This window comes from Paracoccus sp. Ld10, assembly GCF_045064235.1.
Lineage (GTDB): Bacteria > Pseudomonadota > Alphaproteobacteria > Rhodobacterales > Rhodobacteraceae > Paracoccus.
This window is the reverse complement of record NZ_JBISHD010000031.1, coordinates 272,810-291,084: the sequence shown is the minus strand read 5'-3', so window position 1 is coordinate 291,084 and position 18,275 is coordinate 272,810. Positions and strand designations below refer to the sequence as shown.

General features: G+C 64.9%; 22 protein-coding genes. All 22 read right to left on the bottom strand.

The genetic code is table 11. The features are described 5' to 3' along the window. Nucleotides 1–77 precede the first annotated feature (77 nt). The 22 genes from ACJJVR_RS13555 to rpsA all read right to left on the bottom strand — a co-directional run bounded on the left by ACJJVR_RS13555 (nt 78) and on the right by rpsA (nt 18,270). On the bottom strand, nt 78–788 hold the full coding sequence (locus ACJJVR_RS13555) for a DUF2793 domain-containing protein (protein ID WP_405405315.1): 711 nt from the start codon (nt 786–788) through the stop codon (nt 78–80). Beyond that, the gene (locus ACJJVR_RS13550) at nt 778–4,659 is read right to left on the bottom strand and encodes a glycoside hydrolase/phage tail family protein (RefSeq protein ID WP_405405314.1); all 3,882 of its coding nucleotides are present in this window, start codon (nt 4,657–4,659) and stop codon (nt 778–780) included. Before ACJJVR_RS13550 ends, ACJJVR_RS13555 begins: the two co-directional genes overlap by 11 nt. Nucleotides 4,660–4,683: 24 nt before the next feature. After that, a complete protein-coding gene (locus ACJJVR_RS13545) occupies nt 4,684–5,109 on the bottom strand; it encodes a peptidase (RefSeq protein ID WP_405405313.1) in 426 nt (141 codons plus the stop codon). Further along, nucleotides 5,102–5,935 carry a DUF2163 domain-containing protein gene (locus ACJJVR_RS13540; RefSeq protein WP_405405311.1) on the bottom strand — a complete coding sequence of 278 codons (834 nt, stop codon included), beginning with the start codon at nt 5,933–5,935 and terminating at the stop codon, nt 5,102–5,104. Before ACJJVR_RS13540 ends, ACJJVR_RS13545 begins: the two co-directional genes overlap by 8 nt. After that, nucleotides 5,932–6,564 carry a TIGR02217 family protein gene (locus tag ACJJVR_RS13535; RefSeq protein ID WP_405405310.1) on the bottom strand — a complete coding sequence of 211 codons (633 nt, stop codon included), beginning with the start codon at nt 6,562–6,564 and terminating at the stop codon, nt 5,932–5,934. The genes ACJJVR_RS13540 and ACJJVR_RS13535 overlap by 4 nt, the downstream gene beginning before the upstream one ends. A gap of 13 nt (nt 6,565–6,577) precedes the next feature. Next, complete coding sequence (locus tag ACJJVR_RS13530; protein ID WP_405405309.1) at nt 6,578–7,222, bottom strand: phage tail tape measure protein; 645 nt, start codon at nt 7,220–7,222, stop codon at nt 6,578–6,580. Next, nucleotides 7,209–7,463, bottom strand: coding sequence for a rcc01693 family protein (locus ACJJVR_RS13525; protein ID WP_405405308.1), 255 nt, complete (start codon nt 7,461–7,463; stop codon nt 7,209–7,211). Before ACJJVR_RS13525 ends, ACJJVR_RS13530 begins: the two co-directional genes overlap by 14 nt. Next, nucleotides 7,460–7,774, bottom strand: a complete 315-nt coding sequence (locus tag ACJJVR_RS13520; RefSeq protein WP_405405306.1) for a gene transfer agent family protein — start codon at nt 7,772–7,774, stop codon at nt 7,460–7,462. Before ACJJVR_RS13520 ends, ACJJVR_RS13525 begins: the two co-directional genes overlap by 4 nt. Continuing rightward, nucleotides 7,774–8,187 carry a phage major tail protein, TP901-1 family gene (locus ACJJVR_RS13515; RefSeq protein WP_405405305.1) on the bottom strand — a complete coding sequence of 138 codons (414 nt, stop codon included), beginning with the start codon at nt 8,185–8,187 and terminating at the stop codon, nt 7,774–7,776. The genes ACJJVR_RS13520 and ACJJVR_RS13515 overlap by 1 nt, the downstream gene beginning before the upstream one ends. 12 nt (nt 8,188–8,199) lie before the next feature. Continuing rightward, nucleotides 8,200–8,619, bottom strand: a complete 420-nt coding sequence (locus ACJJVR_RS13510) for a DUF3168 domain-containing protein (RefSeq protein WP_405405304.1) — start codon at nt 8,617–8,619, stop codon at nt 8,200–8,202. After that, complete coding sequence (locus ACJJVR_RS13505) at nt 8,616–8,954, bottom strand: head-tail adaptor protein (RefSeq protein WP_405405302.1); 339 nt, start codon at nt 8,952–8,954, stop codon at nt 8,616–8,618. Before ACJJVR_RS13505 ends, ACJJVR_RS13510 begins: the two co-directional genes overlap by 4 nt. Further along, nucleotides 8,954–9,568, bottom strand: a complete 615-nt coding sequence (locus ACJJVR_RS13500; RefSeq protein ID WP_405405299.1) for a hypothetical protein — start codon at nt 9,566–9,568, stop codon at nt 8,954–8,956. Before ACJJVR_RS13500 ends, ACJJVR_RS13505 begins: the two co-directional genes overlap by 1 nt. Nucleotides 9,569–9,757: 189 nt before the next feature. Further along, a complete protein-coding gene (locus ACJJVR_RS13495) occupies nt 9,758–10,921 on the bottom strand; it encodes a phage major capsid protein (protein ID WP_405405298.1) in 1,164 nt (387 codons plus the stop codon). 106 nt (nt 10,922–11,027) lie between these two features. Beyond that, nucleotides 11,028–11,558 carry an HK97 family phage prohead protease gene (locus ACJJVR_RS13490; protein WP_405405297.1) on the bottom strand — a complete coding sequence of 177 codons (531 nt, stop codon included), beginning with the start codon at nt 11,556–11,558 and terminating at the stop codon, nt 11,028–11,030. 3 nt (nt 11,559–11,561) lie between these two features. After that, the gene (locus ACJJVR_RS13485; protein ID WP_405405296.1) at nt 11,562–11,792 is read right to left on the bottom strand and encodes a hypothetical protein; all 231 of its coding nucleotides are present in this window, start codon (nt 11,790–11,792) and stop codon (nt 11,562–11,564) included. A 3-nt stretch (nt 11,793–11,795) separates the two neighbouring features. After that, nucleotides 11,796–12,980, bottom strand: coding sequence for a phage portal protein (locus ACJJVR_RS13480; RefSeq protein ID WP_405405295.1), 1,185 nt, complete (start codon nt 12,978–12,980; stop codon nt 11,796–11,798). A 79-nt stretch (nt 12,981–13,059) separates the two neighbouring features. Then, entirely contained in the window at nt 13,060–14,319 is a 1,260-nt protein-coding gene (locus tag ACJJVR_RS13475) for a DNA-packaging protein (protein WP_405405428.1), read from the bottom strand. Nucleotides 14,320–14,353: 34 nt separating this feature from the next. Beyond that, nucleotides 14,354–14,761, bottom strand: coding sequence for a permease (locus tag ACJJVR_RS13470; RefSeq protein WP_405405293.1), 408 nt, complete (start codon nt 14,759–14,761; stop codon nt 14,354–14,356). 234 nt (nt 14,762–14,995) lie between these two features. Beyond that, on the bottom strand, nt 14,996–15,631 hold the full coding sequence (locus ACJJVR_RS13465) for a phosphoribosylanthranilate isomerase (protein ID WP_405405292.1): 636 nt from the start codon (nt 15,629–15,631) through the stop codon (nt 14,996–14,998). Between the two features lie 3 nt (nt 15,632–15,634). Continuing rightward, on the bottom strand, nt 15,635–16,018 hold the full coding sequence (locus tag ACJJVR_RS13460; RefSeq protein ID WP_405405291.1) for a lipopolysaccharide assembly LapA domain-containing protein: 384 nt from the start codon (nt 16,016–16,018) through the stop codon (nt 15,635–15,637). Nucleotides 16,019–16,067: 49 nt separating this feature from the next. Beyond that, the gene (gene ihfB, locus ACJJVR_RS13455) at nt 16,068–16,352 is read right to left on the bottom strand and encodes an integration host factor subunit beta (RefSeq protein ID WP_045999360.1); all 285 of its coding nucleotides are present in this window, start codon (nt 16,350–16,352) and stop codon (nt 16,068–16,070) included. A 238-nt stretch (nt 16,353–16,590) separates the two neighbouring features. Further along, nucleotides 16,591–18,270 (bottom strand): 30S ribosomal protein S1, encoded by a 1,680-nt coding sequence (rpsA, locus tag ACJJVR_RS13450; protein ID WP_405405290.1) that lies wholly within the window; start codon nt 18,268–18,270, stop codon nt 16,591–16,593. Nucleotides 18,271–18,275 lie beyond the last annotated feature (5 nt).

Below are 18,275 nucleotides of genomic sequence, written 5' to 3'. Positions count from 1 at the left end.
CAAGGGCCTGCCCGGTCTGTCATTCCTCATACATAGGATAGAAAGCGGTCCGGGAAAAGACGGGCAGGCCCAAGCGATCAGCTCGGCAGTCGCATTTCCAGCCAATGCACCGCCACAGAGATACGTCCACCCGTGAATGTGCCCCCTTCGGACGTCACGACCAGCGGGTCCGCCTGATAGTAGGCCATGGGCGATCCCAGCATTCCCCGCGCCCACGAACCCTGCTGTTTGCCCAGGCCTTGGCCAAAACGATCCAACGCCCCCGCCGTGCCAAGGCGCCAGCTGGTCGCGGGCCCCGTAAGCGCCTCGGTCACCCGGCCAACGGCACCGATCACCAATGCGCCAGCGGGAATGAAGATGTTCGACACGAAGCTGCCGCCAGAGCCAAGAACAACCTCGCCTTCGGCCATTCCCGCGATCAGGCCAGATCCAAGGCTGCCGACGCTCAGCGCGCCAACAATCCAACCCGTCCCGTCATGAGTGGCCTCCAGCCCCATGTCAGCGACAAACGCGCGCATGCCGCGGGCGGGTCGCAGAAAGACCCATCCGCCATTTGAACCGACGGCAATACGCCCGGCTTGCCCCACCCAGCTTCCGGAGGGCGCGGCGGGAACTCCCCAGCACTGTCCGTCCAGAACCGCCAGCGGTGGCGTGGACGTCGAAACGCTCTGCAACACGAGGTTGACCATACCGTCCAGCCGCATCAGCGCCTCGTTAACGGTGACGTGCTTTTGCGCCTGAGCGGGCTGCAACAGGGACATTTGAAGGCGGCTGGTCTCACTGGGCATCGAATTCACTCCTTGCAAAGGGGCCGCTCCCGAAGGTCTGCGACAATTGGGCCACCTCGATGATGACCGATCCCGGCTGCAGCCGGTCGCGCACAGTCGCGGTTATGGTCCACGACGGGGTCTGGGTCTGTGCCTCGGTGACGACCTGCCCCGACTGGCTGATGCGTATCAGGTAACGCTCCGAATCTTCGCCCAACGGGATGTCGGCACCATCCCAGCCATCGCCGTCGAGCCGGCTGCGGCGGATCCAGGTGACCTCATCGCCCTGAACCCGAAGATGGCACGGGGCATAGGGCCGCAACCCGATCCCGGGTGCGACTGTCGTGCGACTGCGATAACTTGCGTCGTCGGGCGCCCGAAGGGCAGGACCAATCCGCCAGAATCGCTCCTGCCCACGGGTCGACGGTGCCAGATCAAGCTGACGAGGACCGCCATCCAGCAGCACGATCAGACTTCCACTGGGCCACACATCCGGCATGACCGCATCGGTACCAGCCTGTCCGCGCAACCTCCGGCTTATCTGCCAGATATCTGGTCCTACCAGTTCAGCGTCAGCGAACTGGATGATCTCCCATCGGTCGATACTGCCATCGCCGATCGCCATCGCGTTGCCACCCGACAACAACGCCCGTTCGGTAACCGACCGCAACGGGTCGCGGATGATCCGCACTTGCAACGGGTCGCCCCGATCGATCACGCCAGGGCTTGCACGTCCCAGGGGCGTCAACGTCCGCCCGATCAGGGCACGGCGCTGAAGCATCAGGTTCAGATCGAACCCGCCCTCGGCCTCGGCCGAGCCATAAACCGCGACCGATCCGGGCCACGGATGAGCTGCAACCGCCAGCGTCGGCGCATAAGGAACCTCGTCCCCGCGCAGCAGCGGCAGATCCATGAATACGGGGAATACGGGCATCGGCGGCAGATACAGCCCAATCCCGCCCTGATCCTGATGTGCAAGGCGCGGCGTGTACAGACCCGGATCGACCCTTACGGCATCAACTGTGATCGCACCTGACCGTTCGACGCGGTCAATCCTCCAGCGGCGGTTTTCCTGCCCCGGCATTTGCGTAAGAACGACATCGCCAGGCCCAAGATCCGCACGGGACGGCGGCAACGCGAACCGTGCAGTGTCACGCGCAACCTCGGCCTCTGCAATCCACCGGTCGGTGATGAGCCGCCCTTCGGGACGTGTAAGCACCATGGCCAATTCGCTTTCCGACACAGCACGACGATCGATGTCCGTCAGGCTGGCCTCGGCCGTGGCCACGCCGTAATCACCGCCCGCAGCGACATGGCTCAGCCGCAACTGACCAATATTCGCGGATTCCATCTGTCGAACTGTCTCGAACCCGGTCACATCACCCGCGATCGCCAGATCATCAGGCCCGATCACCATCCGCGCCAACCCGTCACGGGCGATGAACTTCAACACCCCGTCACGTTCAACAGCGTCGAACCCGTGCGCCAGCATCAGGGGTTGCAAGGCAGCGCGCCCAGACTCGGACCCCTGCAGCGCGTATCCGCGCACCACTCCAGATATCGTCGACACATCGATCGCCGTCACTCCGGCGTCGCGGCAGATATCGCCCACCACAGCGCGCAGCGTGACCGCGCCGGCGCGGCCATTCAGCCAGTGGCCCCGATCCCATGCCGGACCGTCCGACCACAGGTCGCCCCGCCCTGGAAAGGCGGGATAAGGACGTGCGTCCCAGCACCACACATGCGCACGGTCGACATCCAACATCCGCATGCCGTCTGCATTGACCGGATTGTTCGCAGGATCACGCCAATGCCCCATGATCGCCTCGACATAGGCTGCCTGGATCGCGTCGTTGCGTGTACCGTTCGAAAAATGCGGCAGCATGCTTTCTGACGACATCGCGTCCAGAAACTTGTTCGGCTGGTTCGTGGCCTTGTCCAACGCAGCACACCCGAATTCGGTAAACCAGATCGGCTTGGACCCAGGCACCCATGCCGTCGCTTCGGCCTGTCGGACGCCACCGGGACGATCAAAGTGCAGATTCTGCCACCAGCTTGTCAGATCCTTGTACCGCCAGACCCACGCCTCGTCATACGCACCGTCGGTGATGGGCGTCCGCGTCTGTGCCAGACGATCGGCGTCGCTGGCATAGAACCAGTCATAGCCCTCGCCCCCGGCAACATTCGCGCAAAGATAGGCGATGTTGTCGATCCGCCCCCATGCGGCGTCCAGATGGTCGTCGCCATCGCGCCAGTCCGACAGCGGCATATAGTTGTCGATACCAATGAAATCGATGTTCGGGTCTGCCCACAGCGGGTCGAGATGGAAGAACAGAGCGCCGTTTCCGGGGTGGTGGCCGAAATACTCGGACCAGTCGCTGGCATACCCGATCTTGACACCCGGCCCCAGAATGGCGCGGACATCCGCGGCCAGCCTGCGCAATGCCGCGACAGCTGGATAGCTGTTTGCCGGACCACGGATCTGGGTCATTGCGACCATTTCCGACCCGATCAGAAACGCATCGATTCCGCCGGCAGCCGCGCAGACATGCGCATAGTGCAGGATGAACCGACGATAGGACCATTCTGCCGGTCCCGAATACGTAACTGTCTCTCCACTTCGCGCGAAATCACTAGGCGCGGCCGATCCAAAGAATGCCTCGACCTCATCGACCGCGGCTGCCGTACCGTCGGTCGTGCCGGGCCTGCCGGGTGCGATATTGGTCGTGATGCGGCCACGCCAAGGCATGACGGGCTGTTCGGTCGCACCATAGGGGTCGACCAACCCGTTCCCGCCCAATTGCTCCATCAAGATGAAGGGATAGAAGATCGCCTTGCGACCGGACGCAGACAATGCCCGCAATCCCTCGATCACCGACCTGTCGGACGGTGTGCCGCCGTAAATCGGACGGCCATCCTTGCGCGACACTTCGCCGGCTTCGGCACGCGAAATTCCACCAGCGCGCCAAGGCATTTCCGCGCCGTCGACCTCACGATATTCCACCTTGGGTTCGACGCGGCACTGGCCGATTCGCAAATCGCTGCCAAACCATGACACGACCAGCGACACCGACCCGACGTTCGGCAGTTCACGCCCCAGCACGTCCAAAGATGCGCTAAAGTCGGTCCCACCCATCGGCGTGTTTGTATTGAAGCTACGGCTCTCACCCAGGTCGCCGCTTTCGGTGACAGGCGTGGTGGCCAGCGAATATTCTCCAGTGCCCGGGATCAGGGCAACGGCGCGCACGTCGCGCGACAGACCACTTCCGTCCCGCGCCGGGCAGGTCACCTCAAAGCTCAACTGCGGCATGCGGTTGCCCCACCGCTCAAGGCTCAGGGCTTCCAACACGACATAGGCCGTTCCGCGATAGGCAGGCGCCGCATCGCCCTCGATGGCCGCGATGACGGGGTCGGGCATCTGCGCCTCGCCGCCGCGATAGATGCGCATGTTCAGATCGGCCTGCGCGATCTCCTCGCCATCGGCCCAGACCCGCCCCACCGACAGGATCGGACCTTCGGCCAGCGCAATGGCCACGGACAGGCGATAGCTGATCTGCGTCACTTGCGTGCTGGGCGCGCCCTTGCCCCCACCCGCGTTTTCGGATCGCACGACCTCCTCAAGGTCAGATGCCCAGATCACGTGCCCCGGCACGCGCATCTGGCCCCAAATCCGAGGGATGGCCATGCCCTCCCCGGCGGTCTGGATGCGCAGGCGGTCGATGCGGCCCGTCTCGACAGCCTTCGCGCCTCCACCCAGCAGACGCTGGTCGATGGCGCGACCCACGACGGCACCCGCCGCGCGGCCCAGGACGGCACCCGACAACCCGAGGACCGCCCCTCCGAAACCTCCGCCAAGCGATGCACCCACGGCAGACAGGACAATCGTGGCCATAAGGGCCTCCTTCGTTCGAATTGGTCAGGGAAAGCGGAACCGCGCCACGATCCTGGATTGCCACGGCGGGGTCAGCGGACTGTCGATGACACCGTGGCCGGTATAGGCATGCACGAAACGGGGGGCATCGCCGGCGGCTGACAGGATACCCAGATGCTTGGCGATTGCGCCCTGACGCATCCGAAACAGCAACACCTGCCCCGGCAGCCAGTCGGCATCACCGACCGGGCACAAATGGCGCATTGCCGCGGACAGCAGCACCTCGGTGCTGCCGCATTCAGCCCAATCCGCGGTATAGGCGGGGGGCACCTCCGGCTCGGCGCCGCGCAGGTCCCGCCACACCCCCCGGATCAGCCCCAGGCAATCGGCACCGCAGCCCCGCACGCTGGCCTGATGGACATAGGGCGTGCCAAGCCACAGCCGGGCCGCGTCGACAACCGCGCTATCCATTCCGACGCCCGGCCTGTGGGGCCATCAGCCAGTCCTCGGACGGCAGATGTGGAAATCCACGAAAATTTAGGTGATTTCCGAACTTCAATCGACAGGTGTCCGCCGCCTTGTCGCAGCCCGCAGTCAGCCGAACTTGATCGCCGGTCGTGGGCAGGATGCCCAGGGCGGACCATAATTCGATGATCCGTTGCCCGCCGGGTCGCGCGGTATCGTTCTTGATTGCGCCGTGCAGACCCTGCGCGGTCCCTGACAGAACCTCCAGGCGGCCATGATCGAACCACGCCGCATCGAACGCTGGAAACGCTGTAAAGGTGAACACGCGCCCGTCATCCATTGCCTGCACCGGACGAACCACGCTCAGGGTTTCCGTCAGCAGGTCGACCTGGCAGGCACCGTCACCAACACGCGCACTGCACCGAGGGTGATAGACACGCCCCTGTGGCGCATTCAACGCCTCGGACAGGCCGCGAAGCTCTGTCCGAAAGGCACAGTTTGCGCGCGACACCTCGCCCAACGACCCGCGGAACACCAATCTGCGGCTGGCGACCTCGGACCAGTCGACCTCCCACATACGCAGTTCCGCCTGATCCCAACGACCCGCCATCAGGTCGCGTTCGGTGATCGCGTCGTCGTTGAGGGCACCAACCGCTTCGGAGTTGTCGACCGACAGGCCGGTGCCCTGCACCAGCGCACGTGCTGTCAGGCCGCGATCGGGCCTGAAGGTCACCCCGCCAAAGATCAGCCGTTGGTCGTGATCGGTAAAGCCAAGCGTCAGCCCATCGGCGCGGCGCAACGACCAGGCACGGGCAAGCGTCGTCGTCGTCATACCCGCACCTCAACCACCGGAATGTCTGGCACCTGACCCGCCTGGAACGACGCAACGGACACCGCGATGCGGTCCGTGTCGAACCGAACCGGGACGTCGAATTCGAACCCGGCAGAAATATCTGCGCCGGTCTCCGGTGCTTCATCAAAAACGATGGTACCGTTAGCGTGATCAACGGCATAGTTGATGCCCAAAAAGACCTCGGCACCCCCAATCCCCGCGCGAACAGATCCTTGGACCGGCTTGATTACAGGACGGCGATAAACGGTCGCCCCGGAACGATAGGCTTTCGACAACGCAAACACGCGTGTCCGGCCGTCACCCGCGGCGATAACCTGATCGCCGAACGCCGGAGCTGCGGACGGAAGGCAGCTTTTGTAGTCGGACCAGTCCTTCCAGCGAAAGCCGTGCAGCTGACCTGCCCGCGCCTCGTAAAATGCGATGACGTCGGACAGGTCATCCAGCGACCGCAGCCCCATTCCCGCATCAAATCGGCGCAGGGCATGGGCCCATGGCGTGTTTCGCTCTTCGAACCCGCTGGCCAGGGACACGATCTCGGTGCGCCGCTCGGGCCCGCCGATGGCGCCAAAGGACAGGTTCGTCGGAAATCTCACCTCGTGAAAGGCCATCTGTCGCTTCCTCTCAACTGTTGCGGTCGCCACGTGCCAGCACGCGCGACATCTGCGCCGCGATCTGCGACTGGCTGCGCTGGAACCCTGTCACGTCGGGGGTCTGGATATTGAACGTCACGTTGACCGCCCCCCCGCCACCGGCAGATGCGACGCCCAGCTTGCCGTCCGGGCCGCGCCGCAGCGGCATGATCGCCTCCGGTCCCGCCTCGCCCATCAGACCCTGTCCGCCACGCATCGGAAATGCGGTCGGTTCGGACACTACGTCGCCGGCCATCGTGCGGCCGTTCGCGAACGCGCCGCCCTTGGCAAAGGGCATCACCCCACCCAGCATCCCGCCGATGCCTCCGGCAATGGAGCCCGCCAATGCGTTCTCGACCGGCTTCATCGCGATGCCGTAAACCGTATCCGCCAGCGACTGCCCGATCGACTTCAGCGCATCAGACAGCTTGCCGCCGTCCAGGACCAGTCCGTCGATGGCCTGCCCCAAACCGCGTTCCAGTCCCGAAGACAGGGTGCCGACCTCGCGCGAGGTGAACAGCATCGACTGGCGCAGCCGTCCCAGTTCGGCCTGGAACTCCTGCGTCATGCGGGAATTGCGACCCAGGTCCTCATCCAGTTGGTCCAGCGCAGCGCCGGTTCCCTCACGTGTCGTCATCTTGATGGTTCCCCGTCGTTTCAGCCAAGTCCGCGCCCGCGGGTGCGGGCGCATCGGGATATCGGGCCGCAAGGTCGGCCAGCCGGTCACGCGTCATGCGGGGGGCCGTCGGCCCCATACCCAGCATCAGCCCCAGCTCTGCCGGGGTCAGCGTCCAGAACTGGTCGGGATGCAGCCGCAGGCCCTGCAGACCTGCCCGCATCAGCCCGGCCCAGTCCAGTCCCCCCCCGCGCCCGGTCATGCAGGCGCCCGAAAGGCAAGCACCAGCAGGCGCGCCGCGATGCGGGCGGCCTCCAGCGGGCCACCGTCGATCTGCACCGCAATCAGATCGCCAGCCTGCCCCCTCCAGCCGCCTCCGCGCAGCCCGGCCACCAGAACCGCCAAGATCTCGCGGCTGGAAAGGCGCCCGGCGTCCAGACGCGCGACCAGCCCGGTCAGCCCATCTACCTCCAGATGCGCTTCCAGTTCAGCCAGGGCGCCCAGGGTCAGCCGCGCAACATGCGGCTGACCGTCCAGCATCAGCGACACCTCGCCGCGCATGGGGTTGGCCATCACAGCGCCATGAACGTCAGTGCCCCGGCCGAGGCCAGCGACATCTCATAGGTCGCCTCTCCGTCGTGGCTGCCCGCATATTCCAGGCCGGTGATCTGGAACCGCCCCTCGACGGTCCCGAAATCCGGGATGATGACCTGAAACAGCGGGATCTCGCTGTCAAAGAACGCCTGGCGCGCGCGCCCGTCCGTGGCCTCGTCACGGAACACGCCCGACCCCGCGATCGACGCGCTGCGAACGCCAGCCCCACCCAGCAGTTCGCGCCAGCCGCCGGTGCTGTCCATGCTGGTCACATCAACGGTGTCGGCGTTGAATGACAGGCGCGTTGCACGCAGGCCTGCCACGGTCTCGAACGTGCCGTTGCCCGACATGTCCATCTTGATCAGCAAATCACGTCCGCTTTGCACAGCCATTGTCTCATCTCCTCAATTCAGATCGATGCGCGCGCGAAACGTCAGGTCGACCTGACGTGCTGCGCCACTTTTCACCCGGCGCGCGGTTGCGCGCAGGAACCACAACCCCGCCAGCTGGCCGCGCGACAGCACCATTCCGCCCGCCTCCAGCGCATCGGCGACCGCGACGGCCGCCGCCTTGACCGCACCAAAGCCCGCGCCGCTGTCGCTGCCCGCCATGACCGAAATCACGAAATCATGCCGCGACCCGCGAGCAGTTGAATCGCTGGCGTCGCGCACCTCTTCGGGACCAAGCGAGACATAGATTCCGCTTGGCGCCGTCACGGGCATCGCGTCGAAAATCGCGTCGCCCACCAGGTCCGCCAGCGCCTCGTCCGTGCGCAACTGCTGATAGACGGCCGCCTGCAAGGCGACACCTGCCCCATAGCTCATGTCAGATCCTCCTCGCGCGCATAGCAATCCAGATATCGGCCAGACGGATCGCTTTCCGCGACCGCCTCGATCAGAAACAGCCGGGAGCCTTGGCGCAGCCGCTGTCCTGGCCGCGGTCGGCGGGCATTGCCCACCGGTGCGCCGCGCAACGTGATGCGCCATTGGACGACGCTGATCATCCCGGCGCCGGTCCCTTGTTCGCGTCCAGACCGCGCCTCCATCTGAGCCCAGAGCCAGCCCAGCTGTCGCCATCGCGTCTCATACCCGCCAAGACCGTCCGCAATGCGATCGGACGTCTCCAGTGCCAGCCGGGTCGCCAGGTCGGGGGCGGCCATCAGCGCCACTCCCGGTTGCCGCGCCCGGCCAGGGTGCGGACCGCACGCCATCTTTCGATCAGCGCACTGACGCCGAAAGGCAGCGCGTGACGCAGCCCGTCCTGGCTTCGGTCGTCATAATAGCGTGCCGCCAACAGGATGACCGCCTGCGCCAGATCAGCAGGCACCTCGGACCAGGCATCACCAAATCCCGCCAGGAACGTCACGGTGACCGACCCGCGACGCGGGATCGACGGCAGCACGACCCCGGTAGGCAGGATCGCAGGCCGCTGCCCGTCGGGCACCAGCCTCCAGCCCTCGTGGGGCAACAGGGTCAGTGTTCCGTCTCCATCGTCGATCTGTATCTGTTCAACCGAATGCACCGGCGCCAGGGGTAGCGATTGGCCAAGCCGGTCGCGCCAGTCATCCAGTTGCATCCGGAACCGCCGTTTCAGCAGCACCTTGCCGGTGCGCCCCTCGATCGTAGCGATCGCGGCACGCAGGAAGCCCGTCAGAGCCGCCGTCTCGGCGTCGTCATCAGGCCCTTCGAACCCTTGGGCCAGACGCAAATGCGCGCGCAGGGCGGCCACCGGCAGCGCCTCCGCCGCGGGCGCCGTTTCCTCTATCAGCATCATGTTGCGAACCTCCCGTCGTGCCGTCCGCATGTTCCACCAATGCCAGGGCCCCCGAACGGGGCACCGGCTGTATCGCAGGCAAAGGGAAACGAGGCGCGCCGCACGCCAGCCATCAGCGCGCGCGGACAGTTGCTAAACCGGAATGCCCGGCATCAGGCGCGCCCCACCCTCGTTTGATCCCCGTAGGGATCAGACGAAGCGCAGCAGCTTGACGGCGCGGAAATCGGTGATTCCGCCGCCGACGCGCTTGGTGGCATAGAACAGGACGTGCGGCTTGGCGCTGAACGGGTCACGCAGCACGCGCAGGTCGGGACGCTCGACGATCGTATAGGCGGCGCGGAAATCGCCGAATGCGACCGAGAACGAACTGGTTGCCAAGTCCGGCATGTCCTCGCTGATCATCACCGGATAACCCAGCAGCTGGGGCACCTGACCCACGCTCAGCGCATCGGTCCACAGGAACCGGCCGTCGGCATCCTTCATCTTGCGCACCCGCGCCGCGGTCTTGGAGTTCATCAGGAACGTGGCATTTGCCCGGTACTGTGCACCCAACGCATAGATCAGGTCGATCAGGCAATCCATCGGCGAGGTTACCGCAAAATCGCCGGCCGCGCCGCTGGTGACAAAACCGACCTGGGCCGTGGTTGCGGTCGCGACGGGTGCGGTCGGATAGGTCAGCACGCCGCGCGGCTTGTCGACGCCGTCGCCGCGCAGGAACGCGTTGGCCTCCGAACGTGCGAACTTTTCGGCAATCCGCTCGGCCAGCCAGCCCTCGACGTCAAATGCCGCGTCGTCCAGCAGGCGCTGGCTGGCACGGGGCATCGCGGCCAGCTCGTGCACCGGGATCGCAATGCGGTCCAGGGTCGAATTGGCGCTGTCGACCGTGGCCGCCTCGGTTGCCCAACCCGCGCCCATGTCGCCACGCTCGACCAGAGCCTCATAGACGCTGCCCTCGATGGTCACGACATTGGCCAGACGGCGCAGCGACGTGGTGGAATGCAGCGTGTTCTGCACCGTCTCGGCGACCTTGGGCGCGGCCAGAAAGCCGCCGTCGCTGGCAACCGACAACGCCTTTTCCTCGATGGCCAGGCCGCGCAGGCCGTCATCGTCGCCGCTGCGCAGATAGGCGTTGAACGCCTTCTGGTGGGGCACCTCGACCTCTGCGGTGGCGGACAGGGGCGCGCGGCCCCGCAGGGCGGTCTTGCGGTCGATCATGGTCATACGCTGTTCCTGTGCATTGAGCTTGGTTTGAATATTTTCACGAAAGCCTTTGAGTTCGCTGACGAACCCCATCATGGCCCCCTTCAGGTCGGTCGGCATGTCGCCGCCGCCCGCGGCCTTCACCTCGGTCATGGTCTTCTCCTCGTCACGGTGATCGGGGCCGCGCCCCTGTCGTCGGACCGCCCGCGCGGGGCTGGTCCGAACCTGGTTGCGGACCGGGCGCACCCGGTCCGAAATCTCATGCGCGCCGCAGCGCCTCGGCCGCCTGGACGAACAGGGCTGCGACCTCGTGCAGCGCATCCGTGTCCTTGCGGTCCACCTTGGCCTCTGCCAGCATCGGAAACGTCACCAACGACACCTCCCACAGCTCGACCTCGGCCAGCACGCGCCGCCCGGCCTTGTCGCGTTCGGCCCGCAGGGTGCGATAGCCGATGGACAGCCCGTCGATCGCACCGGCCTGGATCAGCGCCGCCGCCTCGCGGGCCTGCGCCACGTCGGGCAGCAGACGGCCCTTGACCCAAAGGCCCTTGCCGTCCTCACGCACCTCGTCCCAGACCCCGATGGGTCGGGTCGGGTCGTGCTGCCACAGCATCCGCACCTTGTCGCCGCGGGCCGCGATCCGCCCCAGGGACGCGGCAAACGCCCCCGGCAGGACCGCGTCGCCCCCCTGGTCGGTCAGCCCGAACAGGCTGGCATAGCCCTCGATCACCTGACCGTCGGTCAGCACGGGCGGACCGCCCGCGAATTTCATCTCCAGACCCGGAACCATCCTTCAGCCTCCTTTCGGCGCATATTCTAGAATTCCCTGGATGGCCTGCGTCAGGATCACGGCGACCACGCCATAGACCGTCATCCACAGGCGCCGCTCCAGTCCCTCGATCATCGCCTCGATCCGCTCCAGGCGCCTTTCGACCTGACCGAATTGCAGCGCCATGATCCGCTCCTGCGCCTCAAGACGCGTGTCGTGCCACAGCCCGTCCTTGACGAAACGCGACCCCTCCATGCCTCACGCCCCGTCCACGGGCGGCAATCCCAACAGCGCGCGCTTTTCCGCATCCGTCAGAAAGCTTGCGCCGCTGATGCGGGCCCATTGCTGGTTGCGCTCGTCCGCCAGGGCGGGGATCTGGTCCAGATCGGGCCGCAGCTCGATCTCGGCACCCAGATGCTCGGACAGCCACCATGCGACCGATGCCGACACCCGGCTGACCAGCGGCAGAACCGTCAGGCGATAGAACGCCCGATGCGCCTCGGCATAGTTCGCGTACGTTGCGTCGCCGGGTATGCCCAACAGCATGGGCGGCACGCCGAATGCCAGCGCGATCTCCCGCGCCGCCGACAGCTTGGTCTCGTGAAACTCCATGTCGGACGGGCTGAAACCCATGGGACGCCAATCCAGCCCCCCCTCCAGCAGCATCGGACGGCCCGCGTTGCGTGCGCCCTGATGGTTCATCTCGATCTCGCCCACCAGGCGGTCGTATTGCTCAGGGCTCAGCACCCCCTGCCCGTCGACACCCTTGTAGATGATCGCACCACTGGGCCGCGCCGCGTTGTCCAGCAGCGCCTTGGACCAGGCGCTGGCGCTGTTGTGTACGTCCAGCGCGACGGCGGCGGCCTGCATCGGTGACAGGCCGTAATGGTCGTCCTGGGGGTGGAACGCCTTGACGTGGCAGATCGGATCGGGGCTGCCGGTCATGTCGAACCGGTGCTTGCGCCCCCCTACGGCGTACTCATAGGCGACGGGCCAGCCGTCCGCCCCGGGCACCACGCTCATGCGATCCGACCGCAGGACGTGCAACTCCTCCGGAATGCCGGTGTCGTCACCACCCACCGCCTCCAGATAGCCGTTGCCGGACAACAGAATCTGCCCGAACAGCGCCTCGAACAGCTCCGCCCGGCCCTGACCCGGATTGGGCCGGCGCAGCAGGTCCAGCACCGGATGCACCTCATAACGATGCTCGCGATCCGCGCAGATCATCGGCACCGCCGCTGCGGCCTCGGCGATCAGACGCACGCTGCGGAAACCGACCGGGTTCCCCATGAACCCGCTCCGCGTCAGCGTGCCCGTATCTCTGGCCGACCAGACGGCGCGTCCCGAGCCGCTGGCGAATGCCACGACCCGGCCCGTGGCACTGGCCTTCCTCTCTGGCGCGGGGGATGATTTCTCCTCCCGCGAAAACAATCGAAACGCCATGCTCGCCTCCATGCCTCAGCCATGCAAAAGGACCGCCCCATCGGGACGGCCCTTTGTCGGTCCGAACTCTCGGACCCGGTTACAATCGCCGCATCTGCGGCCTGCGCCACCCGGTTGCGGGTTCGATCATCAGCTCGTGGATCGCCCAGACCAGCGCGTCCAGCCTGTCGGGACTGCCACGCCCCTCGAACCCGCGTACCGTCATCTGGCACAGCTGGTCCTCCAGGGTGCCCAACGCACCCTTCAGATGCTTGACGCGCCCCTGTTCATACAGCGCGGCGACGGGCTCGGCCCGCAGACCCTTGCCGCGCGACGCCCTCAGCGCCTTGAACGGCACCAACGGATCGATCTGGCGCACCACGCTCTCGACCAGATCGCCGCCCTGGTTCACCTCGGCCACCAATTTCTCGGCACCATGGCGATCCATCGCGGCGATCGCGGCGCGCGCCCAATCGGTGGGCCCGCCCCGGACGCTGGCATCCTCCAGCACATAGGCGCGCCAATCCTTTGGCTCACCCTGCGTGACGACACCTGCGACCACGATGCCGCATTCGTCGCTGGCCCGCCCACCGGTCACCGATGGATCGACCGCAACGACGATCCGGTCCAGCTTGGGGACCGCGGCCACCCGCGCGCCTTCCAGCATCGCGGTCGTCCACAACGCCCCCTCGACATCGTCCAGCAGCACGCCGTCCAGCTCCTGCCGCCCCAACCGGGTGCCGCCATAGCGGGTCTGCACCTCGGCCAGGAAACTCTCGGCCAGATAGGCCCGGTTCGCATCCGTCGGCGCATGGGTCACGACCGTGCTGGCGTTGCCCAAAATGCGCTTCAGCACGCCGACATTGCGCGGCGTGGTCGTAACGACCTGCTGGGGATGCTCTCCAAGCCGCAGCGCAAACTGCAACATGTCCCAGACATCCTCGGCCTTTTTCCACTTGGCCAACTCGTCCACCCAGGCCGCATCGAACTGCGGACCGCGCAAAGCCTCCGGCTCATGCGCGCTATAAACGGTGGCCGTGGCGCCGTTGGCCCAGACCAGACGTTTGCGCCCGGCCTCCCAGATGGGCCGTCGGTCGGGCGGCGAACAGGCCAGAATGCCGCTTTCACCGAACACCATAACCTCGCGCACCTGATCGAATGTCTCTCCGACCAGCGCCACGCGATGGCACTTTCCGGGTGCGGCAGCCGTGGGCCCCTCGACCAGGCCGCGAACCCATTCCGACCCGGCGCGGGTCTTGCCCGCGCCGCGTCCGCCCATGATCACCCAGCTTTTCCAATCGCCCTCGGGGGGCAACTGGTGCGGCAAAGCCCAGAACTCGAACAGCCAGGGCAGGCTCATCAACGCGTTCTGCGACAGCCCGCCCAGAAATTCCTCAACCTCCTCCGGCCCGGCGGAGGCAAGCCAGGCGGCGCCCGATCTCGTCTCGTGCGGCGCCGAGGTCAAGGCTTCCCCCTCCGACGCCGCCCGCGATGTCCTTGCGAAGTTTGTCAACCTTGATCCTTTCCGCCATCAGCAGCTGGACGGCCTCGCGGACCGTCTTTGCCGTCTCCATGGCCTTTTTCAGCTTGGCCGGGTCAAGTTCCCCGGACTTGAGCGCCTCAAGCTCGGCTTGGTGCCCCCGCAGATCCTTGACGTAATCCCAGAACAGCCAGCGCAGGACGTCAATCTCATCCTCACCCTCGGCGATTTCGGGCATCGTGAATCCCACCTTTTCAGGATGGGTTCCGGTCACGAAAGGTCCGTCGGTGTTACCGACCCCGCCCCATTCCATATCGTTCATGCACTTTGCCCCGCCTCGTGTTCCTGTCCGCACGAGCCAAGAGACGAAAAAAGCGGCCCAAGGGTTTCCCCCGGCCGCTTGCCCACCTCTTCCAGCATGTACAAGTTCTACTTTAGAGCGTTCGTAAAGTCAACGACTAAACCTATGCGTGCAAATTCTAACGTAATACGCATTAATATCAACACCTTAATCCACGCAACACCACGGGCGAACGCTGCGCAACACCGCCGTGAATCACTCCCGGGCTGCCTCTACGAACGCCCGGATCAGCGCAACGTCCTTGACGCCCGGGGCACTTTCCACGCCCGAACTGACGTCAACGACCGCCGCACCCGTCAGACGCACCGCCTCGGCAACGTTTGCCGGAGTAAGCCCGCCTGCCAGCATCCACGGGCGCAACCAGTGCCGCCCGACCAGCAAACGCCAGTCAAATGCCAACCCGTTTCCTCCCGGCAAATCGGCATTCGCAGGAGGTTTCGCGTCCACCAACAGCATGTCCGCCACCAAACTATAATCCATCAGCTGCGGCAGGTCGGCTGGCCCGGACAGGCCTACAGCCTTCATGACGGGCAGACCAGTCAAGGTTTTGACCTCTGCCACCCGCTCCACGGTCTCGTGACCATGCAGCTGAATGATATCCAACCCGGCGACGGCCAGAACATCACTCAACAGGTCGTCCGATGGGTCTACGAACAATCCTACCCGCGCAACGCCAACAGGAACGTCGGCAAACAGCAGGGCAGCCTCGTCGGCCGTAACCGCGCGGGGCGACTTGGGATAGAAAACAAACCCCAAAAACCGCGCTCCGGCATCCACCGCCGCGGCGACGTGGCGTGGGTCGGACAAGCCGCAAATCTTGACGTCCGCCATCGGTCAGCGGCCCGCAGGCAGGCCCGCATGATTGGTGCGGGCAGGCTCGTCCAGGATCGCTAGAACATCGTCGCGCGGGGCTGCGTGGCGATCACGCAGATGGTCAACCTCACCCTCCAGGCGCACGACCTCTGCATTGCGCTGACGGGCCTCGCGGCGGATATGCGCCTCGCGCAGCCACTCCCAGACCAGGCCGGCCAACATACCCAATGCAAATGCCACAAAAATCACCAGGAACAGCGGCAGGGTCAACGACCATGTCCCCCCCAGATACTGCCCGAAATTGGCCGGGAACAGGAACAACGTGACCATCTCACGGTTCGCCAAGGCAATGCCCACCAGCAAAAGCGCCAGGGCAGCGATGAAGATCAGACGGATGAAGCGCATTGACAGTCCTCGATATTGCGAACGGGCGATATGCCCGGAAACAGACGCTTCAGGCGTCGCCGTTCAGGCGATCGCGCAGCAGCTTGCCGGTCTTAAAGAACGGGACGTGTTTCTCGTCAACTTCGACCGATTCGCCTGTGCGTGGATTGCGTCCGGTCCTGGAATCCCGCTTTTTCACCGAAAAAGCGCCGAACCCGCGTAATTCGACCCGGTCTCCACGTGCCATCGCGTCGATGACCTCCTCGAATATCGTGTTCACGATCCGCTCTACGTCGCGTCGGAACAGGTGCGGGTTCTCATCTGAGATCTTCTGGATCAGTTCGGACCGGATCATGTATTTCCCCAATTGGACGGGTCTTCCTGCCGTCAAAGTCAGCACGCCAAGACGCGTGACCGGCGCAATACCGGCCCTCATGCTTCCCTCAACGCCCGATAGAAGTCACTGGTTTCATAGCGTTGCCAGCTTTGCCGCGATCGCGCAAGCGGGATGGCGCCCAAGCCCCGGGGTCTGAGCAAGAAAAAGCCCGCCCCGGACGAACCGGGGCGGGCAAGGATCGACCGGACGGGTCCGATCAGCTGTTGCGGTTCAGTGCCGCACCAAGAATGTCGCCCAACGACGCGCCCGAATCCGAGCTGCCATAGGTGTCGATGGCTTCTTTTTCCTCGGCGATTTCGCGTGCCTTGATCGACAGACCCAGGCGGCGGGTCTTGGTGTCGACGTTGGTCACGCGGGCATCGACCTTGTCACCGACGTTGAAACGCTCGGGACGCTGGTCGGCGCGGTCACGGGCCAGATCGCTGCGGCGGATGAACGACTTGACGCCGTTGAACTCGACCTCGATGCCACCCTCTTCGATCGCGGTGACTTCGGCGGTGACGATGGTGCCACGCTTCACGCCATCAACGGCCTCGGCCATGTTCTCGTTTTCCAACGACTTGATGGACAGGCTGATGCGCTCTTTCTCGACGTCCACGTCCTGAACGACCGCCTTGACGACGTCGCCCTTGCGGAAATCCTGGATCGCATCTTCACCACGGGCATCCCAGCTGATGTCCGACAGGTGAACCATGCCGTCGATGTCGCCGTCCAGACCGATGAACAGACCGAACTCGGTGATGTTCTTGACCTCGCCCTCGATGACGGTGCCCATCGGATGGGTTTCGGCGAACACTTCCCACGGGTTGCGCATGGTCTGCTTCAGACCCAACGAGACGCGACGCTTGGCTTCGTCGATTTCCAGCACCATCACTTCGACTTCCTGAGAGGTCGAGACGATCTTGCCCGGATGGACGTTCTTCTTGGTCCAGCTCATCTCCGAGACGTGGACCAGACCTTCGACACCAGCCTCCAACTCGACGAATGCGCCATAGTCGGTGATGTTGGTGACGCGACCCTGATGGACCGACTCGATCGGGAACTTGTCCGCAACGGTATCCCACGGATCGGCCTGCAGCTGCTTCATGCCCAGGCTGATGCGGTGGCTGTCCTTGTTGATCTTGATGACCTGGACCTTGACGGTCTCACCGATCGCCAGGATCTCGGACGGGTGGTTGACGCGGCGCCATGCCATGTCGGTGACGTGCAGCAGACCGTCGACGCCGCCCAGATCAACGAACGCACCGTATTCGGTGATGTTCTTGACCACGCCATCGATCGACTGACCTTCGGTCAGGTTCGCAATGACTTCGGCGCGCTGTTCGGCGCGGCTCTCTTCCAGAATGGCGCGACGCGACACGACGATATTGCCGCGGCGACGGTCCATCTTCAGAATCTGGAACGGCTGCTTCAGACCCATCAGCGGCCCGGCATCGCGCACGGGGCGCACATCGACCTGCGAACCGGGCAGGAAGGCGACAGCACCACCCAGATCGACCGTAAAGCCGCCCTTGACGCGACCAAAGATGGCGCCTTCGACGCGCTCTTCGCTCTCGTAGGCCTTCTCCAGACGGTCCCAGGCTTCCTCGCGGCGGGCCTTCTCGCGGCTGATCGACGCTTCACCGCGGGCGTTCTCGACGCGGTCCAGATAGACCTCGACTTCGTCACCGACGCTGATGTTGGGCTCTTCGCCGGGATTGGCAAATTCTTTCAGATCGACACGGCCTTCCATCTTGTAGCCGACGTCGATGATGGCCTGTCCTGCCTCGATGGCAATGACGCGGCCTTTGACAACGCTTCCCTCATCGGGGGTGTCAATCTCGAGGCTTTCATTCAGAAGGGCCTCGAACTCCTCCATGGTCGCTTTAGCGCACATACGTG